Raw genomic sequence first — 19,890 nt, forward strand, 5'->3', positions numbered from 1 at the left:
ACCGTGGGGTAACAGGCGCACGGGCGCGGAACCGATCCTGCCGCCCATGACGTCTTGGGGGGCGTGCGTCAAGGCTCGGGCGGCCGTACTGCCGCCATCCGCTTCCGTGCGGCGGGAGGATTCCTCCTCGCCGCACATCTTCTGCTCGTCGGATGGATCACGCTGCGTCCGCTGGACGTGCCCTGGGTGAGCGCCGCGAACCTGCAGCCGCTGGCCGGGATCAAGGCTGATCTGGCGCTCGGCGGGGTGCAGGCCACCCGCAGGATCGGTGAGGCCGTGCTGCTGCTCGCGCCCCTCGGCGTACTGCTCCCGCTGGCCGGCGGCCGACTCGTCGTGTCGCCGTGGGGTTCCCTGGTGCGAACCGTCGCCGCGGCGGCGCTGCTCTCGCTCGGCATCGAACTGCTGCAGACCGGGGTGCCCGGCCAGGTCGTCGACATCGACTCGCTGCTCCTGAACACGCTCGGGGTGGCGGCCGTCCACCTCGCGGTCGTGCCCGCGGCGCGGGCCAGGCTCCGCCACCGTGCCGAGCCGGAGCGCGGCGCCGCCCTCCCCCGGGAGGAGGCGTCTCAGGGTCCGACCCCGACGATTCCCAGGGTCGGGATCGCACCGTAGAGCGATGCTTCGTACCGGTTTCGGCCCGTAGCGTGGAGACATCGAGGCGCACCCAAGGCCTCCCGCCCATGGTTCGAGAAGGAGCCCGAGATGACCGCCCTTGCCCGCCCCACCCACGGCCGGATGATCGGCGGAGTGTGCGCAGCCCTCGCCCGGCGCTTCGGCACCTCCGCGAAGACGATGCGTGTGATCTTCCTGGTCTCCTGCCTGCTCCCGGGCCCGCAGTTCCTGCTCTACCTGGCGCTGTGGCTCCTGCTGCCCTCCGAGGACAAGGCCCGCCGCACGGCCTGGTGACCGCGGCGGCGCCGACGACGAAGGGGGCGTCCCTCCCGTGCGGGAGGGACGCCCCCTTCGTCTGCCGCGGAACCTCAGAGCGGCAGGCCGTTCAGTCCGCTGCCGCTGACCGGCAGGCCGTCGAGCACGGCGCCGAGCGCGCGGTCGCGGTCGGTCGACGTGAGCGACTGGACGGCCGCTTCCGCGGCGGGCTGCGCGGCGGCCATGCCGCCCAGGAGGGCGCCCTGCCCGGCGGCGACGGACTCGGGGGCGCCCGCGGGCAGCGTCTCGGCGGTGTGGCCGGCCGGGAGGGCCGAGGCGACGGCGCCGAGGACCGCGGGGGCGGGGGTGGCGGGGGCGGGGGTGGCGGGGGCGGCGTTCGCCGCACCGGCTCCGGCGGCGGCGAAGGCGACACCGAGAGCGGCGACACCGAGGGTCTTGGCGGCAGTCTGCTTCATCTTCAGGGCGTCCTTGCGAAATCGATGACGGGGTACCGGGCGGTTCAACGACCGGGCCGCCGCCGGATCACGGTCGGCAGGACGCGGAGAAGCGGCCGGGTGACGTGCGACCCGGCCGCTCGGCCGCCCGCGGCGACGCGCGGGCCGTGCGTTACTTCGCGGCGGACGTGCTGGTGGAGACGGTCTGCCGGAACAGCCACTCGGACTTCAGCTCGGCGTAGCCGGGCTTGATCACGTCGTTGATCATGGCGAGGCGTTCATCGAAAGGAATGAACGCTGATTTCATCGCATTGACTGTGAACCACTGCATGTCGTCGAGCGTGTAGCCGAACGTGTCGACCAGGTGCTCGAACTCGCGGCTCATGCTGGTGCCGGACATCAGCCGGTTGTCGGTGTTCACCGTGGCCCGGAAGTGCAGCTTCCGCAGCATGCCGATGGGGTGCTCGGCGTACGAGGTCGCGGCGGCCGTCTGGAGGTTCGACGTGGGGCAGAGCTCCAGGGGGATGCGCTTGTCCCGTACGTAACTGGCGAGGCGGCCGAGGCGGACGCTGCCGTCCTCCGCGACCTCGATGTCGTCGATGATGCGCACGCCGTGGCCGAGGCGGTCGGCGCCGCACCACTGGAGGGCCTGCCAGATCGACGGCAGGCCGAAGGCCTCGCCCGCGTGGATCGTGAAGTGGTTGTTCTCGCGCTTCAGGAACTCGAAGGCGTCGAGGTGGCGGGTGGGAGGGAAGCCCGCCTCCGCGCCCGCGATGTCGAAGCCGACGACGCCCAGGTCGCGGTAGCGGTTGGCCAGTTCGGCGATCTCCAGGGCGCGGGCGGCGTGCCGCATGGCGGTGAGCAGGGCGCCCACGCGGATGCGGTGACCGTTCTCCTTCGCGCGGCGCTCGCCCTCGCGGAAGCCCTCGTTGACGGCCTCGACGACCTCTTCGAGGGTGAGGCCCTGCTCCAGGTGCTGCTCGGGGGCGTACCTGATCTCGGCGTAGACCACGCCGTCCTCGGCGAGGTCCTCGGCGCACTCGGCGGCCACGCGCTTGAGGGCGTCCCTGGTCTGCATCACCGCGCAGGTGTGGGCGAAGGTCTCCAGATACCGCTCCAGGGAACCGGAGTCGGCGGCCTCGCGGAACCAGATCCCGAGCTTGTCGGGGTCGGCCTCGGGCAGGGCCTCGTACCCGTTCTCCCGGGCGAGGTCGACGATCGTGCCGGGGCGCAGGCCGCCGTCCAGGTGGTCGTGGAGGAGGACCTTGGGGGCGCGGCGGATCTGTTCGGCGCTGGGCGTCTCGCGGTCCGTGTGACCGGTCGTGTGAGTCTGGCTCGTCATTTCGGCACTCTAGCGCCTACGCGCGTAGAACTCACTGGTCGATACGTAACAGTGACCCTGCGGACGGGTGGCGTACACCGACGCTTCTGACACTGTTCTGTCATGGCACAGCATGGGACGGCGGGGCCCGCGGGCGCGCCCAGGCTCGGGCGCGTGGTCGGAACGGCCCCTTCGGCGGTGAGCGGCGCGGTCCTGCTGCTGCCCGGCGGCGCCGAGACATCCACCCGTAGACCCTCTCCGCTCGCGGCCGGCGCCGTGCGCGCTCTCGGCCGCAGGCTGGCCCACGACGGGCGCGCGGCGGGGCTCGCCGCGCACGTCGTGCACTACCGCAGCCGCGGCTGGAACGGCGCGCAGGCGCAGCTCGCCCACGACGCGGCCTGGGCGGCGGACGAGATCGTGCGTCTCTACGGCGACGTCCCCGTCTGCCTCGCCGGGGTGGACATGGGCGGCAGGGCGGCGTTGCGCGCCGGCGGGCACAGCGCGGTCGAGTCGGTCCTCGCGCTGGCCCCCTGGCTGCCGGAGGAGGACATGGCCGCGTCGCCCGAACCGGTGAAGCAGCTCGCGGGGCGGCGGGTGCTGATCGTGCACGGCACGAACGACGAACGGACCGATCCCGAACTGTCGTTCCGGTTCGCGCAGCGGGCCAAGAAGGCCAACCGTGACGTGTGCCGGTTCGAGGTGCACTCCGACGGGCACCGGCTGCACCAGCATCATGACGAAGTCCTCGCGCTGGCCTCGGACTTCGTCATGGGGACGCTGTTCGGCGCCGGGTTCGCCCGGCCGCTGGAGGACGCGTTGGCGGCTCCGCCGCCGCTGGGGCTCCGGATGCCGCTGGCCTCCGGGTTCGGGCAGTCGCTGCGGCGGTGACACCGGGGCGCCCGGTCACGCCGGCTGCCGGCGGTGGCGCCATGGCCCGTCCGGTTACGCCGACTGTTGCAGCAGCTTCCCCTTCCGGCTCAGCAGGAACTGCTTGAACGCCGTCACCGGCGGCGTGTCCGGGTGGCCGTCCAGCCAGGCGACGCCGATCTCGCGCACCGCCCGCTGGCCCGTCACCGTCAGTTCCACCACTCCGGGGCGCGGCACGGCGGGCGGGGGCAGGAGCGCCACGCCGAGGCCCGCCGCGACCAGGCCGCGCAGGGTCTCCGCTTCCTCGCCCTCGAAGGCCACGCGGGGCCGGAAGCCCGCCTCCTGGCAGAGGTCGTCCGTGATGCGGCGCAGGCCGTAACCGGGCTCCAGGGTCACGAAGGCCTCGTCGGCGGCCTCGGCGAGGCGGACCCGTTTGCGCGCGGCCAGGCGGTGGTCGTCGGGGACGACCAGGCGCAGCCGCTGCTCGTCGAGGCGCCGGGCGACCAGGTCGGGGGCGTCGGGCACGGGCGAGGTGAGGCAGAGGTCGAGCTCACCGGCGCGCAGCCGCTCCAGCATCGCCTCGCCGTAGTTCTGCACGAGGCTGAAGCGCACCCGCGGGTGGTCGGCGCGGAAGGCGCGGAGCAGCCCCGGCACGGTCTCCGAGCCCATGGTGTGCAGGAAGCCGAAGGCGACCTTGCCGGTCTCCGGGTCCGCGTCGGCCCGCACCGACTCGGCGGCGCGCTCCACCTCGCCGAGCGCACGCTCGACCGAGGCGAGGAAGGTGCGGCCGGCCGGGGTGAGCGAGACGGTGCGGCCGCGGCGCGCGAACAGGTCGACCCCCAGGTCCCGTTCGAGGCGCACGAGGGCGCGGGAGAGCGTCGACTGGGGGATCTGCATCTCCTGGGCTGCGCGGGTGACGTGCTCGGTGCGGGCGACGCCCGCGAAGTACGCCAGGCGTGGAGCGAGCAGCGTCACGATGTCCTCCGGGTCACTGTTGTGTGACACGCGCGGCGCTGGCCTCGGTTGATGCTGCATGGGAACGATTATGGCGATTCCATGCATTGGACGCATCAAAAACGCGGTCGTACGTTCGTGGCATGCCTCCTGCCAGTAGCGGGGCGTCCGCCACCACCCCCGCGGTCGCCCTCACCCCGTCGTCCCCCTCCCCCTCGGCCGCCGACTCGCGCATGACGCCCGGCGGCCCCGGCTACCGCAGGATGAGCTTCGCGCTCTTCCTCGCGGGCGTCGCCACCTTCGCGCTCCTCTACTCCACGCAGGCCCTCCTCCCCCTCGTCTCCGACGACTTCGGGGTGAGCGCGAGCACGGCGAGCTGGACGGTGTCGGCGGCGACGGGCGCACTGGCTCTCTTCGTCCTCCCCCTCAGCGCGCTCAGCGAGCGCTTCGGGCGGCGCGCGGTCATGACCGCCTCGCTCACCGTCGCGGTCGCCGTCGGCCTCCTGGTGCCCTTCGCCCCCTCGGTCGAGGTGCTCATCGCGCTGCGCGCCGTGCAGGGCGCGGCCCTCGCGGGGCTCCCGGCGTCGGCAATGGCGTTCCTCGCCGAGGAGGTGCGGCCGAAGGCGCTGGTCGCCGCCATCGGCATGTTCGTGGCGGGCAACTCCATCGGCGGCATGAGCGGGCGCATCGTCACCGGTTGGGTCGCGCAGGCCTGGGGCTGGCGCGCGGCGCTCGCCGTCGTGGGCGTCGTCGCCGTCCTGTGCGCCGTCGCCTTCCGCGCGCTGCTGCCCGCGCCGCGGCACTTCACCCCGGCCTCGCTGAGCCCGCGGGCCCTGGCGCGCACGGTCCGCACGCACCTGTCGAACCCGCTCCTGTGCCGGCTGTACGCGATCGGGGCGCTGTTCATGACCGTCTTCGGCGCGGTCTACACGGTGATCGGCTACCGGCTCACCGAGGCGCCCTTCTCGCTCCCGCAGGGCGTCATCGGCTCGATCTTCCTCGTCTACCTCGTCGGCACGGTCTCCTCCGCCGCCGCGGGCAAGCTGGTGGCCCGGCTCGGGCGGCGCGGCGCGCTCTACCTCGCCGTGAGCACGACCGCGGGCGGGCTGCTCCTGTCCCTCTCCCCCTCGCTGGTCCTGGTGCTGCTCGGTCTGGTGCTGATCACCGCGGGGTTCTTCGCCGGGCACGCGGTGGCGTCGTCCTCGGTGAGCCGTACGGCGACCACGGGCCGCGCGCAGGCCTCGGCCCTGTACCAGTCCGCGTACTACCTGGGGTCCAGCGCGGGCGGCACCCTCGGCGCCGTCGCCTTCCACGCGGGCGGCTGGGCCGGGACCGTGGGGCTCGGCATCCTGGCGGTGCTCGGCGTCGTGTCGGTCACGCTGTGGGGCTCGCACGCCGCCCGCGCGAGCGAGCGGGCGCTCCCCGCGTCCGCCTGAACAACAGGCCCCGGCCTGTGGGTTCGCCGACTCGGGGGGCCGTTGTCGGTGGGCTGCTGTAGCTTCCGATGTAGGCCCTTCGCGGGGCCGTTCGACAGTGGCCTCCGGGGTGGGTGGGGATGAGCGACATGGCAGGGACGACGACCGATCTGGACGTCACGCTGGAGAAGCACCGGGTCGAGCTGACCGGGTACTGCTATCGGATGCTGGGGTCGGCCTTCGAGGCCGAGGACGCCGTGCAGGACACGATGGTGCGGGCCTGGCGCAGCTTCGAGAAGTTCGAGGGCCGCTCCAGCGTCCGCTCCTGGCTGTACCGCATCGCGACGAACGTCTGCCTGGACATGCTGAACGCGGGCAACCGCCGCGCCCGCCCCATGGACCTGACCGCCGCCGCCCCGCTGGCGCAGGCGGCGCTCACCCCGCGCCCGGACAACACCTGGCTGGAGCCGATGCCGGACGCCCGTGTGCTGCCCTCGCTCCACGACCCCGCCGAGGCGGCCGTCGCCAAGGAGTCGGTGCGGCTGGCCTTCGTCGCGGCCCTGCAGAACCTGCCGCCGAAGCAGCGGGCCGTGCTGATCCTGCGGGAGGTGCTCGCGTGGAAGGCCAGTGAGGTCGCCGAGCTGATCGACACCTCCGTCGCCTCGGTCAACAGCGCGCTGCAGCGGGCCCGCGCCACCCTCGCCGAGCGCCCGGAGGACGACACCGCCGTCTCCGACCCGCTCGACGAGGAGCAGCAGAAGCTCCTCGACCGCTACGTCGCCGCCTTCGAGGGCTATGACATGGCGGCGCTCACGGCACTGCTCGCCGAGGACGCCGTCATGACGATGCCGCCGTTCGACCTGTGGCTGCGGGGCACCGCGGACATCACGGGCTTCATGTCCACGATGGGCGCCCCGTGCGCCAACGGCCGCCTCCTGCCGGTGAACGTGAACGGCACACCGGGCTTCGCGCAGTACAAGCCCGACCCGGAGAACGGCGGTTACATGCCCTGGTCGATCCAGGTCATCGAGATCTCACAGGGCCGGATCGCCGGCTTCCACTGCTTCTTGGACACCGAGCGGTGGTTCCCCCTCTTCGGGGTGCCGCTCCATCTCGACGACTAGGCCGAGGAGTTCGGTCAGCCCGACGAGACCGAGGAGGGCGAGCAGGGCCGGGGCGGGGTTGCGGAGCCGTATCCGTCTCCCCGCTCTGCGGGCGGCCAGTTGCAGTCGGGCGATGGCGTCGACGGTCGCGAGATCGGAGGTTGTCACGGCGGTGACGTCGCAGATGACGTCGGCGCCGGCCCCGTGCCTCGCGTCGGCCACCTGCTCGCAGAGACGGGGCACGTCGTCCGGCCGCAGCGGGCCCGAGATGCGGATGAGGTGCGGTTCGGTGTCGGCCATGCAGGGTGGACCGCCGGGGCGTGCGGAACTCATCGGTGGGTCCGAGCGGTGAAGCCTGCGTGCGTCAGTCCACGGGGAACGCGCTGGTGTAGATCTCCAGGTCGAAGGGGGCGGGGAGTGTGACCGGCTCGCCGAACTTGCAGGCGCTCAGAACTCGGTACACGTCGCCTTGCGGCTCACCGTAGAGGGTGATGGTGGGGCCGCCGGCGGCCCAGCGGTCGATGAGCAGGTAGAGGGGAATGCCCGCGGCGGTGGGCGGCGGGCTTGCTGACGCGGTCGTGGCGGGCGTTGGAGGGCGAGGTCACCTCGACGACGAGTTCGGCGGCGCCTGCCGGAACGTGGTTGCCTGGAACCTCCACCTCAGCGATCGGCACAACCACCAGGTCAGGGATGAACATGCCTACCTGGAGGGGACGGCAACGGACAGCGTCTGGAAGAACCCCAGTCCTCGGGAAGCACGGAGTCAAGGCAGCGGTGCACCTTCTCCGCGATGACGTTGTGCTGAATGGACGGGCTGGGCGACACGGTGATGACCCCTTCAATGATCTCCACCTTGCTGCCCTCGGGCTACTCCATCTCCTCCCAGAGCCGGACGAGGTCGTCCCAGCTCTGACCAGGCTCATGGCCTACGGTGAGTGCGCTCATGGCGGTCTCCTTCTCAGGTGCGTCGCCGATCCCAGCATGCCGAACGGGACCGGTGGCGGTCCACCGGTCCCGTTCGCCCGTACGAGTACGCCTTGGCCAAAGCCCCGTCCCAGGGCGTGGGGTCAGCCGATCCGGTCGAGCACGATCGGCGTCGGCGCGAAGGGCGTTCCCGCCGCAGCGATGTCGAACGCGCCCTCCAGGGACTGGAGCGCGTACGCGAAGCGTTCCGGGGTGTCGGTGTGGAGGGTGAGGAGAGGGGCGCCCGCCTCGACGGAGTCGCCCGGCTTCGCGTGAAGCTCCACGCCCGCGCCCGCCTGGACGACGTCCTCCTTGCGGGCACGGCCCGCGCCGAGACGCCAGGCGGCGACGCCGACGTCGTAGGCGTCCAGGCGGGTCAGGACGCCGGAGGACGGGGCCGTCACCACGTGGGTCTCGCGGGCCACCGGCAGCTTCGCGTCCGGGTCGCCGCCCTGGGCCGCGATCATGCGGCGCCACACGTCCATCGCCGAGCCGTCGGCCAGCGCCTTGGCGGGGTCGGCGTCCTTCAGGCCCGCCGCGTCGAGCATCTCGCGGGCCAGGGCGAGGGTCAGCTCGACGACGTCGGCGGGGCCGCCGCCCGCGAGGACCTCCACGGACTCCCGGACCTCAAGGGCGTTGCCGGCCGTGCGGCCGAGGGGGGTCGACATGTCCGTCAGCAGGGCCACCGTGCGGACGCCGCTGTCGGTGCCCAGCTCGACCATCGTGGACGCCAGTTCCCGCGCGTCACCGAGGTTCTTCATGAAGGCGCCGGTGCCGACCTTGACGTCGAGGACGAGCGAGCCCGTGCCCTCGGCGATCTTCTTGGACATGATGGACGACGCGATCAGCGGGATCGCCTCGACCGTGGCGGTGACGTCCCGCAGGGCGTAGAGCTTCTTGTCGGCGGGCGCCAGGCCGTCGCCGGCCGCGCAGATGACCGAGCCGACGCCGTCGAGGACGCTCAGCATCTCCTCGTTGGAGAGCAGCGCGCGCCAGCCGGGGATGGCCTCCAGCTTGTCCAGGGTGCCACCGGTGTGGCCGAGGCCCCGGCCCGAGAGCTGCGGGACGGCCGCGCCGCACGCGGCGACCAGCGGGGCGAGCGGCAGCGTGATCTTGTCGCCGACGCCGCCCGTGGAGTGCTTGTCGGCGGTCGGGCGGGAGAGCGAGGAGAAGTCCATGCGCTCACCGGAGGCGATCATCGCGGCGGTCCAGCGGGCGATCTCCCTGCGGTTCATGCCGTTGAGCAGGATCGCCATGGCGAGGGCGGACATCTGCTCGTCGGCGACCGCGCCGCGCGTGTACGCGTCGATGACCCAGTCGATCTGCTCGTCGCTGAGCTCGCCCCGGTCGCGCTTGGTGCGGATGACGGAGATGACGTCCATTGGCATGTCCTTCCAGCGGTACAACAGCGTACGTATGCGGATGTGTTCGGGACTCTACGCGCATAGAGGGCAGAGATGAAGGCGGCCCCGCACCCCGGATCCGCATGATCCGGAGGGCGGGGCCTTCCGTGCTCAGCCGAGGTGCTGCGGGCCGAACGCGTCCGGCAGCATCTCCGCGAGGGCGCGGACGCCGGAGGCCGTCTCCAGGAGCAGCTCCGGGCCCCCGAACTCGTACAGGAGCTGGCGGCAGCGGCCGCACGGCATGAGGATCTCGCCCTTGCCGTCCACGCACGTGAAGTGGGTGAGCCGGCCGCCCCCGGTGAGCTGGAGCTGCGAGACGAGGCCGCACTCGGCGCACAGGCCGAGGCCGTAGGAGGCGTTCTCCACGTTGCAGCCGGAGACCGTCCTGCCGTCGTCTACCAGGGCCGCGGCGCCGACCGGGAACCCGGAGTAGGGCGCGTACGCGCGGGACATGGCCTCGCGCGCGGCTTCCCGCAGGGCGTCCCAGTCGGTGGCTGCGGCAGCAGTCGTCACTTGCCTTGTCCCTTCCGGTACGGCATTCCGTCCGCCTTCGGCATGCGCAGCCGCTGGGCGGAGAGCGAGAGGACCAGCAGGGTCACCACGTACGGCGTGGCGGTGACGACCTGGTTGGGCACCTCGTCGGTCAAGCCGTACCACACGAACATCAGCGCGGAGACGGCCGCGGTGATCGCCGCGGGGATGTGCCGCTTGCGCCAGACGAGGTAGATCGCGCCGATGACCAGCAGGATCGCGAGGAGCAGCAGGAGCGCGTGGACGTTGGTGCCGCCACCTCGGAGCTTCAGGCTGTCGGTGTAACCGAACAGGCCCGCGCCGAGCGCGAGGCCGCCCGGCATCCAGTTGCCGAAGATCATCGCGGCGAGGCCGATGTAGCCGCGCCCGCCGGTCTGTCCCTCCAGGTAGATGTTGGAGGCGACCAGGGAGAGGAAGGCGCCGCCGAGGCCCGCGAGGCCGCCGGAGATGACCACGGCCAGGTACTTGTACTTGTAGACGTTGACGCCCAGCGACTCGGCCGCGATCGGGTTCTCGCCGCAGGACCGCAGGCGCAGGCCGAACGAGGTGCGCCACAGGACCCACCAGCTCAGCGGCACCATCGCCACGGCGATGACGGTGAGCGGCGACAGGTCGGTGATGAGGCCGCCGATCAGGCCGGCGAGGTCCGAGACCAGGAACCAGTGCTTGTCGTTCAGGTCCCGGAGCCCGTCCGAGAGGCCCGGCACGGAGAAGTTCCCGAGCGATTCGACGGGCGGCGACTGCTTCGACGTACCGCCCTCCTCGCCCTCGAAGGCGAAGGTGGCGAGGTAGCGGGTGGCGCCGAGGGCCAGGATGTTCAGGGCCACACCGGAGACGATGTGGTTGACGTTGAACGTGATCGTGACGATCGCGTGCAGCAGTCCGCCGAGCGCGCCGCCGAGGATGCCGAAGAGGACGCCGACCCACGGGCCCCACTGGAAGCCCGCCCAGGCGCCGAACCACGTGCCGAGGATCAGCATGCCCTCGAGGCCGATGTTGACCACGCCCGCGCGCTCGGCCCACAGGCCGCCGAGGCCCGCGAGGCCGATCGGCACGGCGAGCTTGAGGGCCGTGGACATCTGGCCGGTGGACGTGATGCCGTCCGCGCCCGTGATGAGGCGGACCACGGAGGTCAGCACCAGGACGCCCGCGATGATCAGCAGCAGGACGGGGAGCGAGACGCGGCGGCGGCCCGGCGAGGGCTGCTTGGCCGAGGGCTTGGCGACGGTTGCCGTGCTCATCGGGCAGCCACCTCCTTCACGGAGTCGTTGTTGCCGTTGTTGCCGTTCGCCCGGGCGGCGGCGGCCAGTTCCTCACCTACGCGGCGCTGCTGACGGCGCAGGCCCCAGCGGCGCACCTCCTCGTAGGAGACGACGACCGCGATCACGATGAGGCCCTGCATGATCACCGCGATCTCCTTGTCGTACGCCTCCGGCTGGGCGTAGTCGAGGGCGGGCGACGCCTTGTCGAGGAAGGCCCAGAGCAGCGCCGCGAAGGCGATGCCGACCGGGTTGTTGCGGCCGAGCAGCGCGATGCCGATGGCGGTGAAGCCGAGGCCCGCGGGGAAGGAGAGGCTGTAGGTGTGGGTGTCGCCGAGCAGGATCGGCAGGCCCGCGAGGCCCGAGACCGCGCCGGAGATCAGCATGGCGCTGAGCACCATGCGCTTGGCGTTGACGCCGGAGGCCGCGGCGGCCGACTCGGAGGCGCCGGTGGCGCGCAGGTCGAAGCCGAACCGGGTGCGGTTGAGGATCAGCCAGTACAGGACGCCCGCGAGGACCGCGATGACCACGAAGCCGTAGATCTCGCCGCCCGCGACCTCGATGCCGGGGAACCAGCCGGACTTCTCCATGACGCCGGTCGTCTGGTTGTTGCCGACCGGGACGCCGAAGTTCTCGGTGAGGGTGAGGTAGGCGATGACGCTCGTCGCGATGGCGTTGAGCATGATCGTCGCGACGACCTCGCTGACGCCGCGGGTGGTCTTGAGGATGCCCGCGATGCCGGCCCAGAAGGCGCCGGTGAGCATGGCGACCAGCATGAGCATGGGGATCTGCAGGAACGACGGCAGCGCGAGGTGCGTGCCGACGACGGCGGTCACCATCGCGGCCAGGCGGTACTGCCCGTCCACGCCGATGTTGAACAGGTTCATGCGGAAGCCGATGGCCACCGCGAGCGCCGCCAGGTAGTACATCCCGGCCTGGTTGAGGATCAGGACCTGGATGTCGGAGAAGGTGGCCTGCTCCAGCATCAGGCTGTACGGCTCGATCGGGCTCTTGCCCGAGGCGAGCAGCACGACCGAGGTCAGCGCCACGGCCACCACGAGGGCGATGACCGGTCCGGCCACCGCGAGGAGCACACGCTCCCTGTCGAACTTCTTCATCGGATGTCGTCCTCCTCCGAGCCGTCACCGGACTCGACGTGTTCCAGGTGACCGGAGGCGGCACCCGTCATCGCCGACCCCAGTTCCTCCGGCGTGATGGTGGCCGGGTCGGCGTCCGCCACGAACTGCCCGCGGTAGATCACGCGGAGGGTGTCGGAGAGGCCGATCAGCTCGTCGAGGTCCGCGGAGATCAGCAGTACGGCGAGGCCCTCACGGCGGGCCTCCCGGATCTGGTCCCAGATCTGCGCCTGCGCGCCGACGTCCACACCGCGGGTGGGGTGGGCGGCGATCAGGAAGCGCGGCTTGTGGCTCATCTCGCGGCCGACGATCAGCTTCTGCTGGTTGCCGCCGGAGAGCGAGGCCGCCGTCACGTCGATGCCGGGCGTACGGACGTCGTACTCCTCGACGATGCGGCGCGTGTCGGCCTGGGCGCTCTTGAGGTCCAGCCAGAAGCCCACCTTGCCGCCCGCGTTCGGCCGCTCGGTGACGTGGCCGAGGATGCGGTTCTCCCACAGCGGGGACTCCAGGAGGAGTCCGTGGCGGTGGCGGTCCTCGGGGATGTAGCCGATGCCGTCCTCGCGCCGCTTGCGCGTGGGGTGGGCGGTGATGTCCTCGCCCGCCATGCGGATCGCGCCCGAGTCGGCGTGCTTGAGGCCGATGAGCGCGTCGATCAGCTCGGTCTGGCCGTTGCCCTCGACACCCGCGATGCCGAGGACCTCGCCCTCGTGGATCGTGAACGAGATGTCGTCGAGCAGGGCCCGGCCCGAGTCGCCCTCGGCGAGCAGCTTCAGGTTCTCGACCTGGACCATCGGCCGGTCGGTGACCGTCGACTCCGCCGTCTCCGGGGTGGGCAGCTCGCTGCCGACCATCAGTTCGGCGAGCTGGCGCGGCGTCGTCTCGGCGGGGACGGCCGTGCCGACCGTCGTGCCGCGCCGGATGACGGTGATGTCGTCGGCGACGGAGAGGACCTCGCCCAGCTTGTGGGAGATGAAGATGACGGACAGGCCCTCGGACTTCAGCTCGCGCAGGTTGTCGAAGAGCGCGTCGACCTCCTGCGGCACGAGCACGGCCGTGGGCTCGTCGAGGATCAGCGTGGTGGCGCCGCGGTAGAGGACCTTGAGGATCTCCACGCGCTGGCGGTCGGCCACGCCGAGGTCCTCGATGTACGCGTCGGGGCGCACGCCGAGGCCGTAGCGGTCGGAGAGGTCGAGGATCGCGCGGCGGGCGGCGCCGCCGATGCCGTGCAGCTTCTCGCTGCCGAGAACGATGTTCTCCAGGACGGTCAACTGGTCGGCCAGCATGAAGTGCTGGTGCACCATGCCGATGCCGCGGGCGATGGCGTCGGCGGGGCTGCCGAAGGCGACCTGCTCGCCGTCGACGGTGATGGTGCCCTCGTCCGGCTTCTGCATGCCGTAGAGGATCTTCATCAGGGTCGACTTGCCCGCGCCGTTCTCGCCCACGAGGGCGTGCACGGTGCCCTTGCGGACGGCGAGGCGGATGTCGTGGTTGGCCACGACTCCGGGGAAGCGCTTGGTGATGCCGACGAGTTCGACGGCGATGGGCGGAGGGTTGGTGGACGCGTCGATGGCGCACTCTCCTCGGGGAACTGAAGGAAAGGGGCCGCCTACGCGCGCAGTGCCCCTGCTATTTGGTGCTGCTGGGTCCTCGTGGATGCTGCTGAGGAGGCCCCTCGCACGAAGTGCCGTGGTACGAGGGGGGAATCGGGCCGCGGTCCGCGCGAACGGGGCGCGGGGTGAACCATCGTCCCCCACACCCCGTCGCACGGACATCCCGCTGCCGTCACGGCGTCACGCCGTCATGTCATGGCCTTGTGGCGTGACCTTACGGCGTGGCCTTGACCTTGATCTTCCCGTCCTTGATGCCCGCCTCGGCCTTCTCGAGGGCGGCCTGGACGTCCTTCATCTTCATGAACTCGGGGTTCGACTCGGCGAGCGAGACACCGCCGGACTTGAGGTCGGCGCGGACGACGCCGCCCTTGGCGGTGCCGTCCTCGACGGCCTTGGCCAGGTTGTAGACCGAGCCCGCGACGTCCTTGAGGGCGGACGTCAGGATGTACTTCTTGTACTTGGCGAGCGCGTCCTGCTTGTACTGGTCGGAGTCGACGCCGATCGCCCAGACCTTCTTGGCGGCGGCGGCCTCGATGACGCCCTGACCGGAGAGGCCCGCGGCGTGGTAGACCACGTCGGCGCCCTTCTCGATCTGGCCCTGCGCGGCCGTCTTGCCCTTGTCGGGGCTGGTGAAGCCGCCGTCCTCGGCCTTCTCCGTCAGGTACTGCTTGACGACCTTGACCTTGGGGTCGGTGTCCTTGACGCCCTGCGCGTAGCCCGCCTCGAACTTGTGGATGAGGGGGACGTCCACGCCGCCGACGAAGCCGACGGTCTTGGACTTGGTGGTCTTGGCGGCGGCGACACCCGCGAGGTAGGACGCCTCCTGCTCGCTGAAGACCAGGTCGGAGACGTTGTCCGCCTTGACGGTCTCGTCGTCGACGATGCCGAAGGTGGTCTTCGGGAACTTCGCCGCGACCTCCTTGATGGCGGGCGCGTAGGCGTAGCCGACACCGATGACGGGGTTGTAGCCCTGCTTGGCGAGCTGCGTCAGGCGCTGCGCCTTGTCGGCGTCGGACTCGCCGTCGACCGGCTCGACGGCCTTCTCACCGGTCTTGAACTCGGCGGCGGCCTTCTTCATGCCCTGGGTGGCGGCATCGTTGAAGGACTGGTCGCCGGCGCCACCGACGTCGTAGGCGATGGCGACGCCCTTGTTCTTGTCGTCCTTGCTCGCGGCGGCGTCGCTGGACGTGCCACCACAGGCGGAGACGGAGACGGCAAGGGCCGCGGTCGCGGCGCCCGCGACAGCAATTCGAGACACCCGGCGCATAGAGACGAACTCCTTGAGTCAAGCAAGCACAAGAACGTACGAGCGCCTCACCTGGCGCTGATTTCGCCGCAGCGTAACGCGCGTAGACCTGACATAAGAACCCTTCTGTCCGGTCCGTTATCGAGCTGTGGCCACGCGGCGTCGAAGGGATGACGGGGGCACGAACACGCCAAGGGCGCCCCCGTCGACAGGGGCGCCCAGGTGGCAGAGGGGGTGCTACGTAAAACCTTCTGCGCCCCCGCGGCGGGTTCCGCCCTACGGGGCGGTCTTGACCTCGACCTTGCCGCTGATGACGTCCTCCTTGGCCTTCTCGACCGCGGCGACGACGTCCTTCATCTCCCGGTACCTCGGGTTGGAGTCGGCGAACCCGACGCGGCCCGACTTCAGGTCGTAGCGCTGCTCGCCCTTCATCGGCTCGCCCTCGACGACCGACTTCGACAGGTCGTACACCGCGCCGCCGACGTCCTTCAGCGCCGAGCCGAGGATGTAGTCCTTGTACTTGGCGAGCGCCTTCTGCTTGTACTGGTCGGAGTCGACGCCGATCGCCCACTTCTTCTGCGAGCCGGCCTCCTGGATGACGCCCTGCCCGGAGAGGCCGGCGGCGTGGTAGATCACGTCGGCGCCCGCCTCGATCTGCCCGCTCGCCGCGTTCTGGCCCTTGTCGGGACTGGAGAAACCGCCCTCCTCGGGCTTCTCCGTCAGATACCGCTTCTCGATCTCGATCTTCGGATCAACGGATTTCACGCCCTGCACGAATCCGGCCTCGAATTTGTGGATCAACGGAATGTCCACTCCGCCGATGAATCCGACGTGCTTGGCCTTGCTCGCCTTCGCGGCGGCCACACCCGCCAGATAGGAGCCCTGCTCCTCGTGGAACACGAGATCGGCGACGTTGTCGGCCTTCACGGTGTTGTCGTCGATGATCCCGAAAGTGGTCTTCGGATACTTCTTCGCGGCCGCCTCGACGGCGGGCGCGTAGACGAAACCGACGCCTATCACCGGGTCGTAGCCCTGCCTGGCGAGTTGTTCGAGGCGCTGGACCTTGTCGGCGCTGGACTCGCCGTCACCCGGCTCCATGTCCACGCCGCCGATCTTGAACTCCTTGCGGGCCTTGTCGTAGCCGCTGAACGCCGCGTCGTTGAAGGACTGGTCGCCCTGCCCGCCGATGTCGTAGGCGAGACCGATGCCCTTGCCCTTGTACGACGAGCCCGCCGGCCCCTTGCCGTCCCCGTCGCCGTCGTCCTTGGACGCCTCGCTGCTCGTCTTGCCGCACGCGGAAGCCGCGAGGGCGAGGGACGCCACCGCCACGGCCACTTGGGAAAGTTTCGATACACGACGCATAGGACGTACTCCTCACGTTCCCCAACGCACCGTTGACGGCGTTGATTTCGGCGCACATTAACGCGCGTAGAAAGGGAGGGGAACGGGTTTCCGTGCGGCCGTTACCCATTCGTGCCGCGCGCGGGCCCACGCCTCGGGGAGGGGCACCCGGTAGGCGCCCCTCCCCTTTCTCGTGTCACTTACGGGCTTCTCGCGTCATGTGCGGGTTTCCGCTGTCACAGGCGGGCGGCGTCCAGGAGGGCGGCCGCGGTGAAGAGCTCGACGCCGACCGTGATCGCCGACTCGTCCGCGTCGAAGTCGCCCTGGTGCAGGTCACGGACCCCGCGCTCACCCGGCTTGCGTACGCCGAGCCGCGCCATGGCTCCCGGCACGTGCTCCAGGTACCACGAGAAGTCCTCGCCGCCGAGGCTCTGCTCGGTGCTCTCCACGGAGAGGGGGCCGCGCCGCGCGATCATGGCGTCCCGCAGCAGATCGGCCGCTCCGGGGGCGTTGACGACGGGCGGGACGCCCCGCAGGTAGTTGATCTCCAGCTTTGCGCGGTACTGGTCGGCGACCTCCTGGATGGCCGCGTGCACCAGGTCGGGCGCCTCCCGCCAGGTCTTCAGGTCCAGGCAGCGCACGGTCCCGGCCAGCTCGGCGTGCTGCGGCACGACGTTCGGGGCGTGGCCCGACTCGATGCGGCCCCACGTCAGCGAGAGCCCCGAGCGGGCGTCGACGCGGCGGGCGACGAGGAACGGCGCCTCGGTGGCCACCTTGGCCGCGGCGGTCACGATGTCGGTGGTCAGGTGCGGGCGCGCGGTGTGCCCGCCGGGGCCGTCGAGCGAAACCTCCAGGCGGTCGCACGCGGAGGTGATCGGGCCGTGCCGCAGCCCGATGCGGCCCGCGTCGACGCGGGGGTCGCAGTGCACGGCGAGGATCTTGCCCACGCCTTCCAGGGCGCCCGCCTTGATCGCGTCGGCGGCGCCGCCCGGCAGCACCTCCTCCGCGGGCTGGAAGATCAGCCGCACCGGAAAGGGCAGCTGCCCCTTCGCCGCCAGGCCGGCGAGGACGATGCCGGCGCCGAGGACGACGGTGGTGTGCACGTCGTGGCCGCAGGCGTGGGCGCGGTCGGGCACGGTGGAGCGGTACGGCACACCGCGCTTGGTGTCGGGGATGGGCAGCGCGTCGATGTCGGCGCGCAGGGCGAGCATCGGGCGCACGCCGTCCCACTCCCCGATGTCGCAGACGAGCCCCGTCCCCGCGGGGAGCACCCGGGGCGCGAGGCCCGCCTCCTCCAGGCGGGCCTTGAGCGCCGCGGTGGTACGGAACTCCTGGTTGCCGAGCTCCGGGTGCATGTGGAGGTCACGACGGAAGGCGATGAGCTCGACGCGCAGCGGTTCGGGCAGCGCGCCGGGAAGCGATTCCGCTGGCGCGGACTCCGTTCCTGACACGTCGTCGGACTCCTCTTCGGACGCACGGGACATCAGTTGGTTCACCCTCTGAAGGGTAGGGCTGAGCAGCCGCCAACTGACCCACGATCAACAAAAGTTCAGCCCGTTAGGGGAAGAATTTCTGGCCTCGTGGCGCATGGCCGCTGGTCGAGATGGGTAAACTTTTACGCCGCCACGGGCGATGTGCGTGCCGTCCGACGCCTGTGATAGGCCAGGGCGACCGCCGTCAGCAGGGGCGGCCAGGCAATCAGCGGAACGTAGCAGACCACGAGCAGTACGTGCTGCGCCGCGCCGTCGGTGACACCTCCCTCTCTCCCGAGACCGGCGAACTGGGCGTAGAAGGCCCAGCCCCCGATCGCGAACAGCCCCGCGGCGCCGAGCAGCGCCGGCACCACGGCGGCGAGCGTCGGCACCCGCCGGCCGCCCAGTCCGGGTACCCACGCCGGGACGATCTCACCCCACCCGCGCACAAGGCCGAGCGTCAGCAAGGCGAGCCCCTCCGACACCACGCTCAACATCAGGATGTACGCGGCCTCAGCGGCCCCCCGCTGCTCCACGGCGGCCACGGGCAGGCCGGCGACCAGGGCCACGCGCCACACCCCGGACGGCAGGGTCAGCCAGGGCACGGCGTGCGCGGCGACGACGGCCCACCGGGGTACTCCGGGCAAAGCGATCACTTTCATCATGCGTTCGATGCTGCCGCCGGGCGGTCGGGGGCGCGTCGGCTTGGCGGTGGATGTGGGGGGGTGGGGTTCCGCCGGGTGGGGGAGGCGGGGTCGGCCCGGGGGTTCGGGGGGCTGCGGCCTTGGGCTGGCCGGGGGCGTTGGTCGCTTGCCGGGGCCGCCCGGTTCTCCGGGAGTGTGGCGGTTCCGCCCCGCCAGTAAAGGGCGCTCCGCTTCGCTACGCGTCGGCTGCGCCGATGTCCCTTCGGGCCACCCTTGACTGCTGGCGCTCCACCGCAGGGGTCTTGCCGGCCGGGCGGCCGGGGTGGGGCGGCGGAAACGGGTGGATCGGGGGCACGGTTTTCCTGCCGGGTGCGGACTGGTTCGTCGCGGCTCGGCGGGGCGTGGGGCGGCTCGGCCGGGTGGACCGGCTCCGCTTCGGTGGCAGTGGCGGGTGTCGCTGACGGGTGCGGTTCGGTCCATACGGGGGCGCGGGAAAGGGGCAACGCTCAGCCCGGCGGATGGCGGCTCAGCTCCGGTGGCAGTGTCGGGTGTCGCGGCCGACCGCCGACCGGCCCATACGGGGCGCGGAACAGGGGCAGCGCTCAGCCCGGCGGATGGCGGCTCAGCTCCGGTGGCAGTGTCGGGTGTCGCGGCCGACCGCCGACCGGCCCATACGGGGCGCGGGACAGGGGCAGCGCTCAGCCCGGCAGGCGGCTCGGCTTCGGTGGCGGTGGCGGGTGTCGCGGCCGGGTGCGGTCCGGTCCATACGGGACGCGGGTCGGGGGCAGCGCTCAGCCGGGCGGGCGGCTCGGCTTCGGACCGGTGGCAGTGTCAGGTGTCGTGGCCGACCGCCGACCGGCCCATACGGGGCGCGGGGCAGGGGCAGCGCCCGCCTGGCGAGTCGACGACTGATCCCCGTAACTCCGCAGTGACACGCGGACCGATTCGGTACGAACGGACTGGGGCCCCGGGGGGAGTCTGCCGGTGGAGGGGACGCCGAACCCCTCTCGGAGGGCCTCCCCCGGGGGACCAACTTCGCGCAAGTTGCGTTTCACCCTACGAGGGGCGCGCGCGGCACCGAATGCGCCCTCAGCAAAGTAGGTCCCGCCCACGCCACCACCCACACTGATGGCCTATCACCGACACCGGACCGGCCCCAAGCCCTCACCTTCCGGGGGTGCGGACGGGGAGCTGGGGCGTGATGGCCTGGGGGGGGGCTTGCAGTGGCTGCCCAGCCGAGGCCCCGGCTGAGAACGTCCAGGCCTCGGCGGTCCTGACGGGCAATCCGCCCCGCGCCCTGCCC

General features: G+C 71.4%; 18 protein-coding genes and 1 pseudogene. 5 read left to right on the top strand and 14 right to left on the bottom strand.

What is annotated here, in order from left to right; translation table 11 throughout:
- Positions 1 to 63 precede the first annotated feature (63 nt).
- On the top strand, positions 64 to 612 hold the full coding sequence (locus tag DCW30_RS28560; protein WP_373569027.1) for a VanZ family protein: 549 nt from the start codon (positions 64 to 66) through the stop codon (positions 610 to 612).
- Positions 613 to 702: 90 nt separating this feature from the next.
- Positions 703 to 906, top strand: coding sequence for a PspC domain-containing protein (locus DCW30_RS28565; RefSeq protein WP_062782603.1), 204 nt, complete (start codon positions 703 to 705; stop codon positions 904 to 906).
- A gap of 74 nt (positions 907 to 980) precedes the next feature.
- On the opposite strand, the gene DCW30_RS28570 is transcribed toward DCW30_RS28565, so the two are convergent.
- Both DCW30_RS28570 and DCW30_RS28575 read right to left on the bottom strand, forming a co-directional pair.
- Positions 981 to 1,343, bottom strand: a complete 363-nt coding sequence (locus tag DCW30_RS28570) for an ATP-binding protein (protein ID WP_119271243.1) — start codon at positions 1,341 to 1,343, stop codon at positions 981 to 983.
- Positions 1,344 to 1,494: 151 nt separating this feature from the next.
- Positions 1,495 to 2,664 (bottom strand): adenosine deaminase, encoded by a 1,170-nt coding sequence (locus tag DCW30_RS28575; protein WP_076684855.1) that lies wholly within the window; start codon positions 2,662 to 2,664, stop codon positions 1,495 to 1,497.
- 102 nt (positions 2,665 to 2,766) lie between these two features.
- Here DCW30_RS28575 and DCW30_RS28580 point away from each other — a divergent pair, with 102 nt between their 5' ends.
- Positions 2,767 to 3,531 (top strand): alpha/beta hydrolase, encoded by a 765-nt coding sequence (locus DCW30_RS28580; protein ID WP_076684856.1) that lies wholly within the window; start codon positions 2,767 to 2,769, stop codon positions 3,529 to 3,531.
- Positions 3,532 to 3,585: 54 nt separating this feature from the next.
- Here DCW30_RS28580 and DCW30_RS28585 read toward each other — a convergent pair whose 3' ends face one another.
- Positions 3,586 to 4,545 (bottom strand): LysR family transcriptional regulator, encoded by a 960-nt coding sequence (locus tag DCW30_RS28585; protein ID WP_076684857.1) that lies wholly within the window; start codon positions 4,543 to 4,545, stop codon positions 3,586 to 3,588.
- Between the two features lie 62 nt (positions 4,546 to 4,607).
- Here DCW30_RS28585 and DCW30_RS28590 point away from each other — a divergent pair, with 62 nt between their 5' ends.
- The gene (locus DCW30_RS28590; RefSeq protein ID WP_076684858.1) at positions 4,608 to 5,900 is read left to right on the top strand and encodes an MFS transporter; all 1,293 of its coding nucleotides are present in this window, start codon (positions 4,608 to 4,610) and stop codon (positions 5,898 to 5,900) included.
- A 119-nt stretch (positions 5,901 to 6,019) separates the two neighbouring features.
- Positions 6,020 to 7,003 carry a sigma-70 family RNA polymerase sigma factor gene (locus tag DCW30_RS28595; RefSeq protein ID WP_076684859.1) on the top strand — a complete coding sequence of 328 codons (984 nt, stop codon included), beginning with the start codon at positions 6,020 to 6,022 and terminating at the stop codon, positions 7,001 to 7,003.
- Here the strand turns inward: DCW30_RS28595 and DCW30_RS28600 are convergent.
- The 11 genes and pseudogenes from DCW30_RS28600 to DCW30_RS28650 form a co-directional block, all read right to left on the bottom strand.
- The gene (locus tag DCW30_RS28600; RefSeq protein WP_232626815.1) at positions 6,914 to 7,282 is read right to left on the bottom strand and encodes an STAS domain-containing protein; all 369 of its coding nucleotides are present in this window, start codon (positions 7,280 to 7,282) and stop codon (positions 6,914 to 6,916) included. The genes DCW30_RS28595 and DCW30_RS28600 overlap by 90 nt on opposite strands.
- A 64-nt stretch (positions 7,283 to 7,346) precedes the next feature.
- Positions 7,347 to 7,927, bottom strand: a pseudogene (locus DCW30_RS28605) (Uma2 family endonuclease).
- A 122-nt stretch (positions 7,928 to 8,049) separates the two neighbouring features.
- Complete coding sequence (locus DCW30_RS28610; RefSeq protein ID WP_076684861.1) at positions 8,050 to 9,327, bottom strand: thymidine phosphorylase; 1,278 nt, start codon at positions 9,325 to 9,327, stop codon at positions 8,050 to 8,052.
- 132 nt (positions 9,328 to 9,459) lie between these two features.
- The gene (locus tag DCW30_RS28615; protein ID WP_076684862.1) at positions 9,460 to 9,861 is read right to left on the bottom strand and encodes a cytidine deaminase; all 402 of its coding nucleotides are present in this window, start codon (positions 9,859 to 9,861) and stop codon (positions 9,460 to 9,462) included.
- Positions 9,858 to 11,120, bottom strand: coding sequence for an ABC transporter permease (locus DCW30_RS28620; protein ID WP_076684863.1), 1,263 nt, complete (start codon positions 11,118 to 11,120; stop codon positions 9,858 to 9,860). The genes DCW30_RS28615 and DCW30_RS28620 overlap by 4 nt, the downstream gene beginning before the upstream one ends.
- Entirely contained in the window at positions 11,117 to 12,256 is a 1,140-nt protein-coding gene (locus DCW30_RS28625) for an ABC transporter permease (RefSeq protein WP_062782570.1), read from the bottom strand. The genes DCW30_RS28620 and DCW30_RS28625 overlap by 4 nt, the downstream gene beginning before the upstream one ends.
- The gene (locus tag DCW30_RS28630; protein WP_198505121.1) at positions 12,253 to 13,842 is read right to left on the bottom strand and encodes an ABC transporter ATP-binding protein; all 1,590 of its coding nucleotides are present in this window, start codon (positions 13,840 to 13,842) and stop codon (positions 12,253 to 12,255) included. The genes DCW30_RS28625 and DCW30_RS28630 overlap by 4 nt, the downstream gene beginning before the upstream one ends.
- 256 nt (positions 13,843 to 14,098) lie before the next feature.
- Complete coding sequence (locus DCW30_RS28635) at positions 14,099 to 15,151, bottom strand: BMP family lipoprotein (RefSeq protein WP_062782564.1); 1,053 nt, start codon at positions 15,149 to 15,151, stop codon at positions 14,099 to 14,101.
- A gap of 255 nt (positions 15,152 to 15,406) precedes the next feature.
- Positions 15,407 to 16,492, bottom strand: a complete 1,086-nt coding sequence (locus DCW30_RS28640) for a BMP family lipoprotein (RefSeq protein ID WP_076684864.1) — start codon at positions 16,490 to 16,492, stop codon at positions 15,407 to 15,409.
- Positions 16,493 to 16,707: 215 nt separating this feature from the next.
- Positions 16,708 to 17,967, bottom strand: a complete 1,260-nt coding sequence (locus tag DCW30_RS28645) for an amidohydrolase (RefSeq protein ID WP_416069346.1) — start codon at positions 17,965 to 17,967, stop codon at positions 16,708 to 16,710.
- Between the two features lie 119 nt (positions 17,968 to 18,086).
- Complete coding sequence (locus tag DCW30_RS28650) at positions 18,087 to 18,590, bottom strand: hypothetical protein (protein ID WP_232626814.1); 504 nt, start codon at positions 18,588 to 18,590, stop codon at positions 18,087 to 18,089.
- Positions 18,591 to 19,890: the final 1,300 nt, after the last annotated feature.

The sequence above is a fragment of the Streptomyces alfalfae genome (genome assembly GCF_004127445.1).
Taxonomy (GTDB): domain Bacteria; phylum Actinomycetota; class Actinomycetes; order Streptomycetales; family Streptomycetaceae; genus Streptomyces; species Streptomyces alfalfae.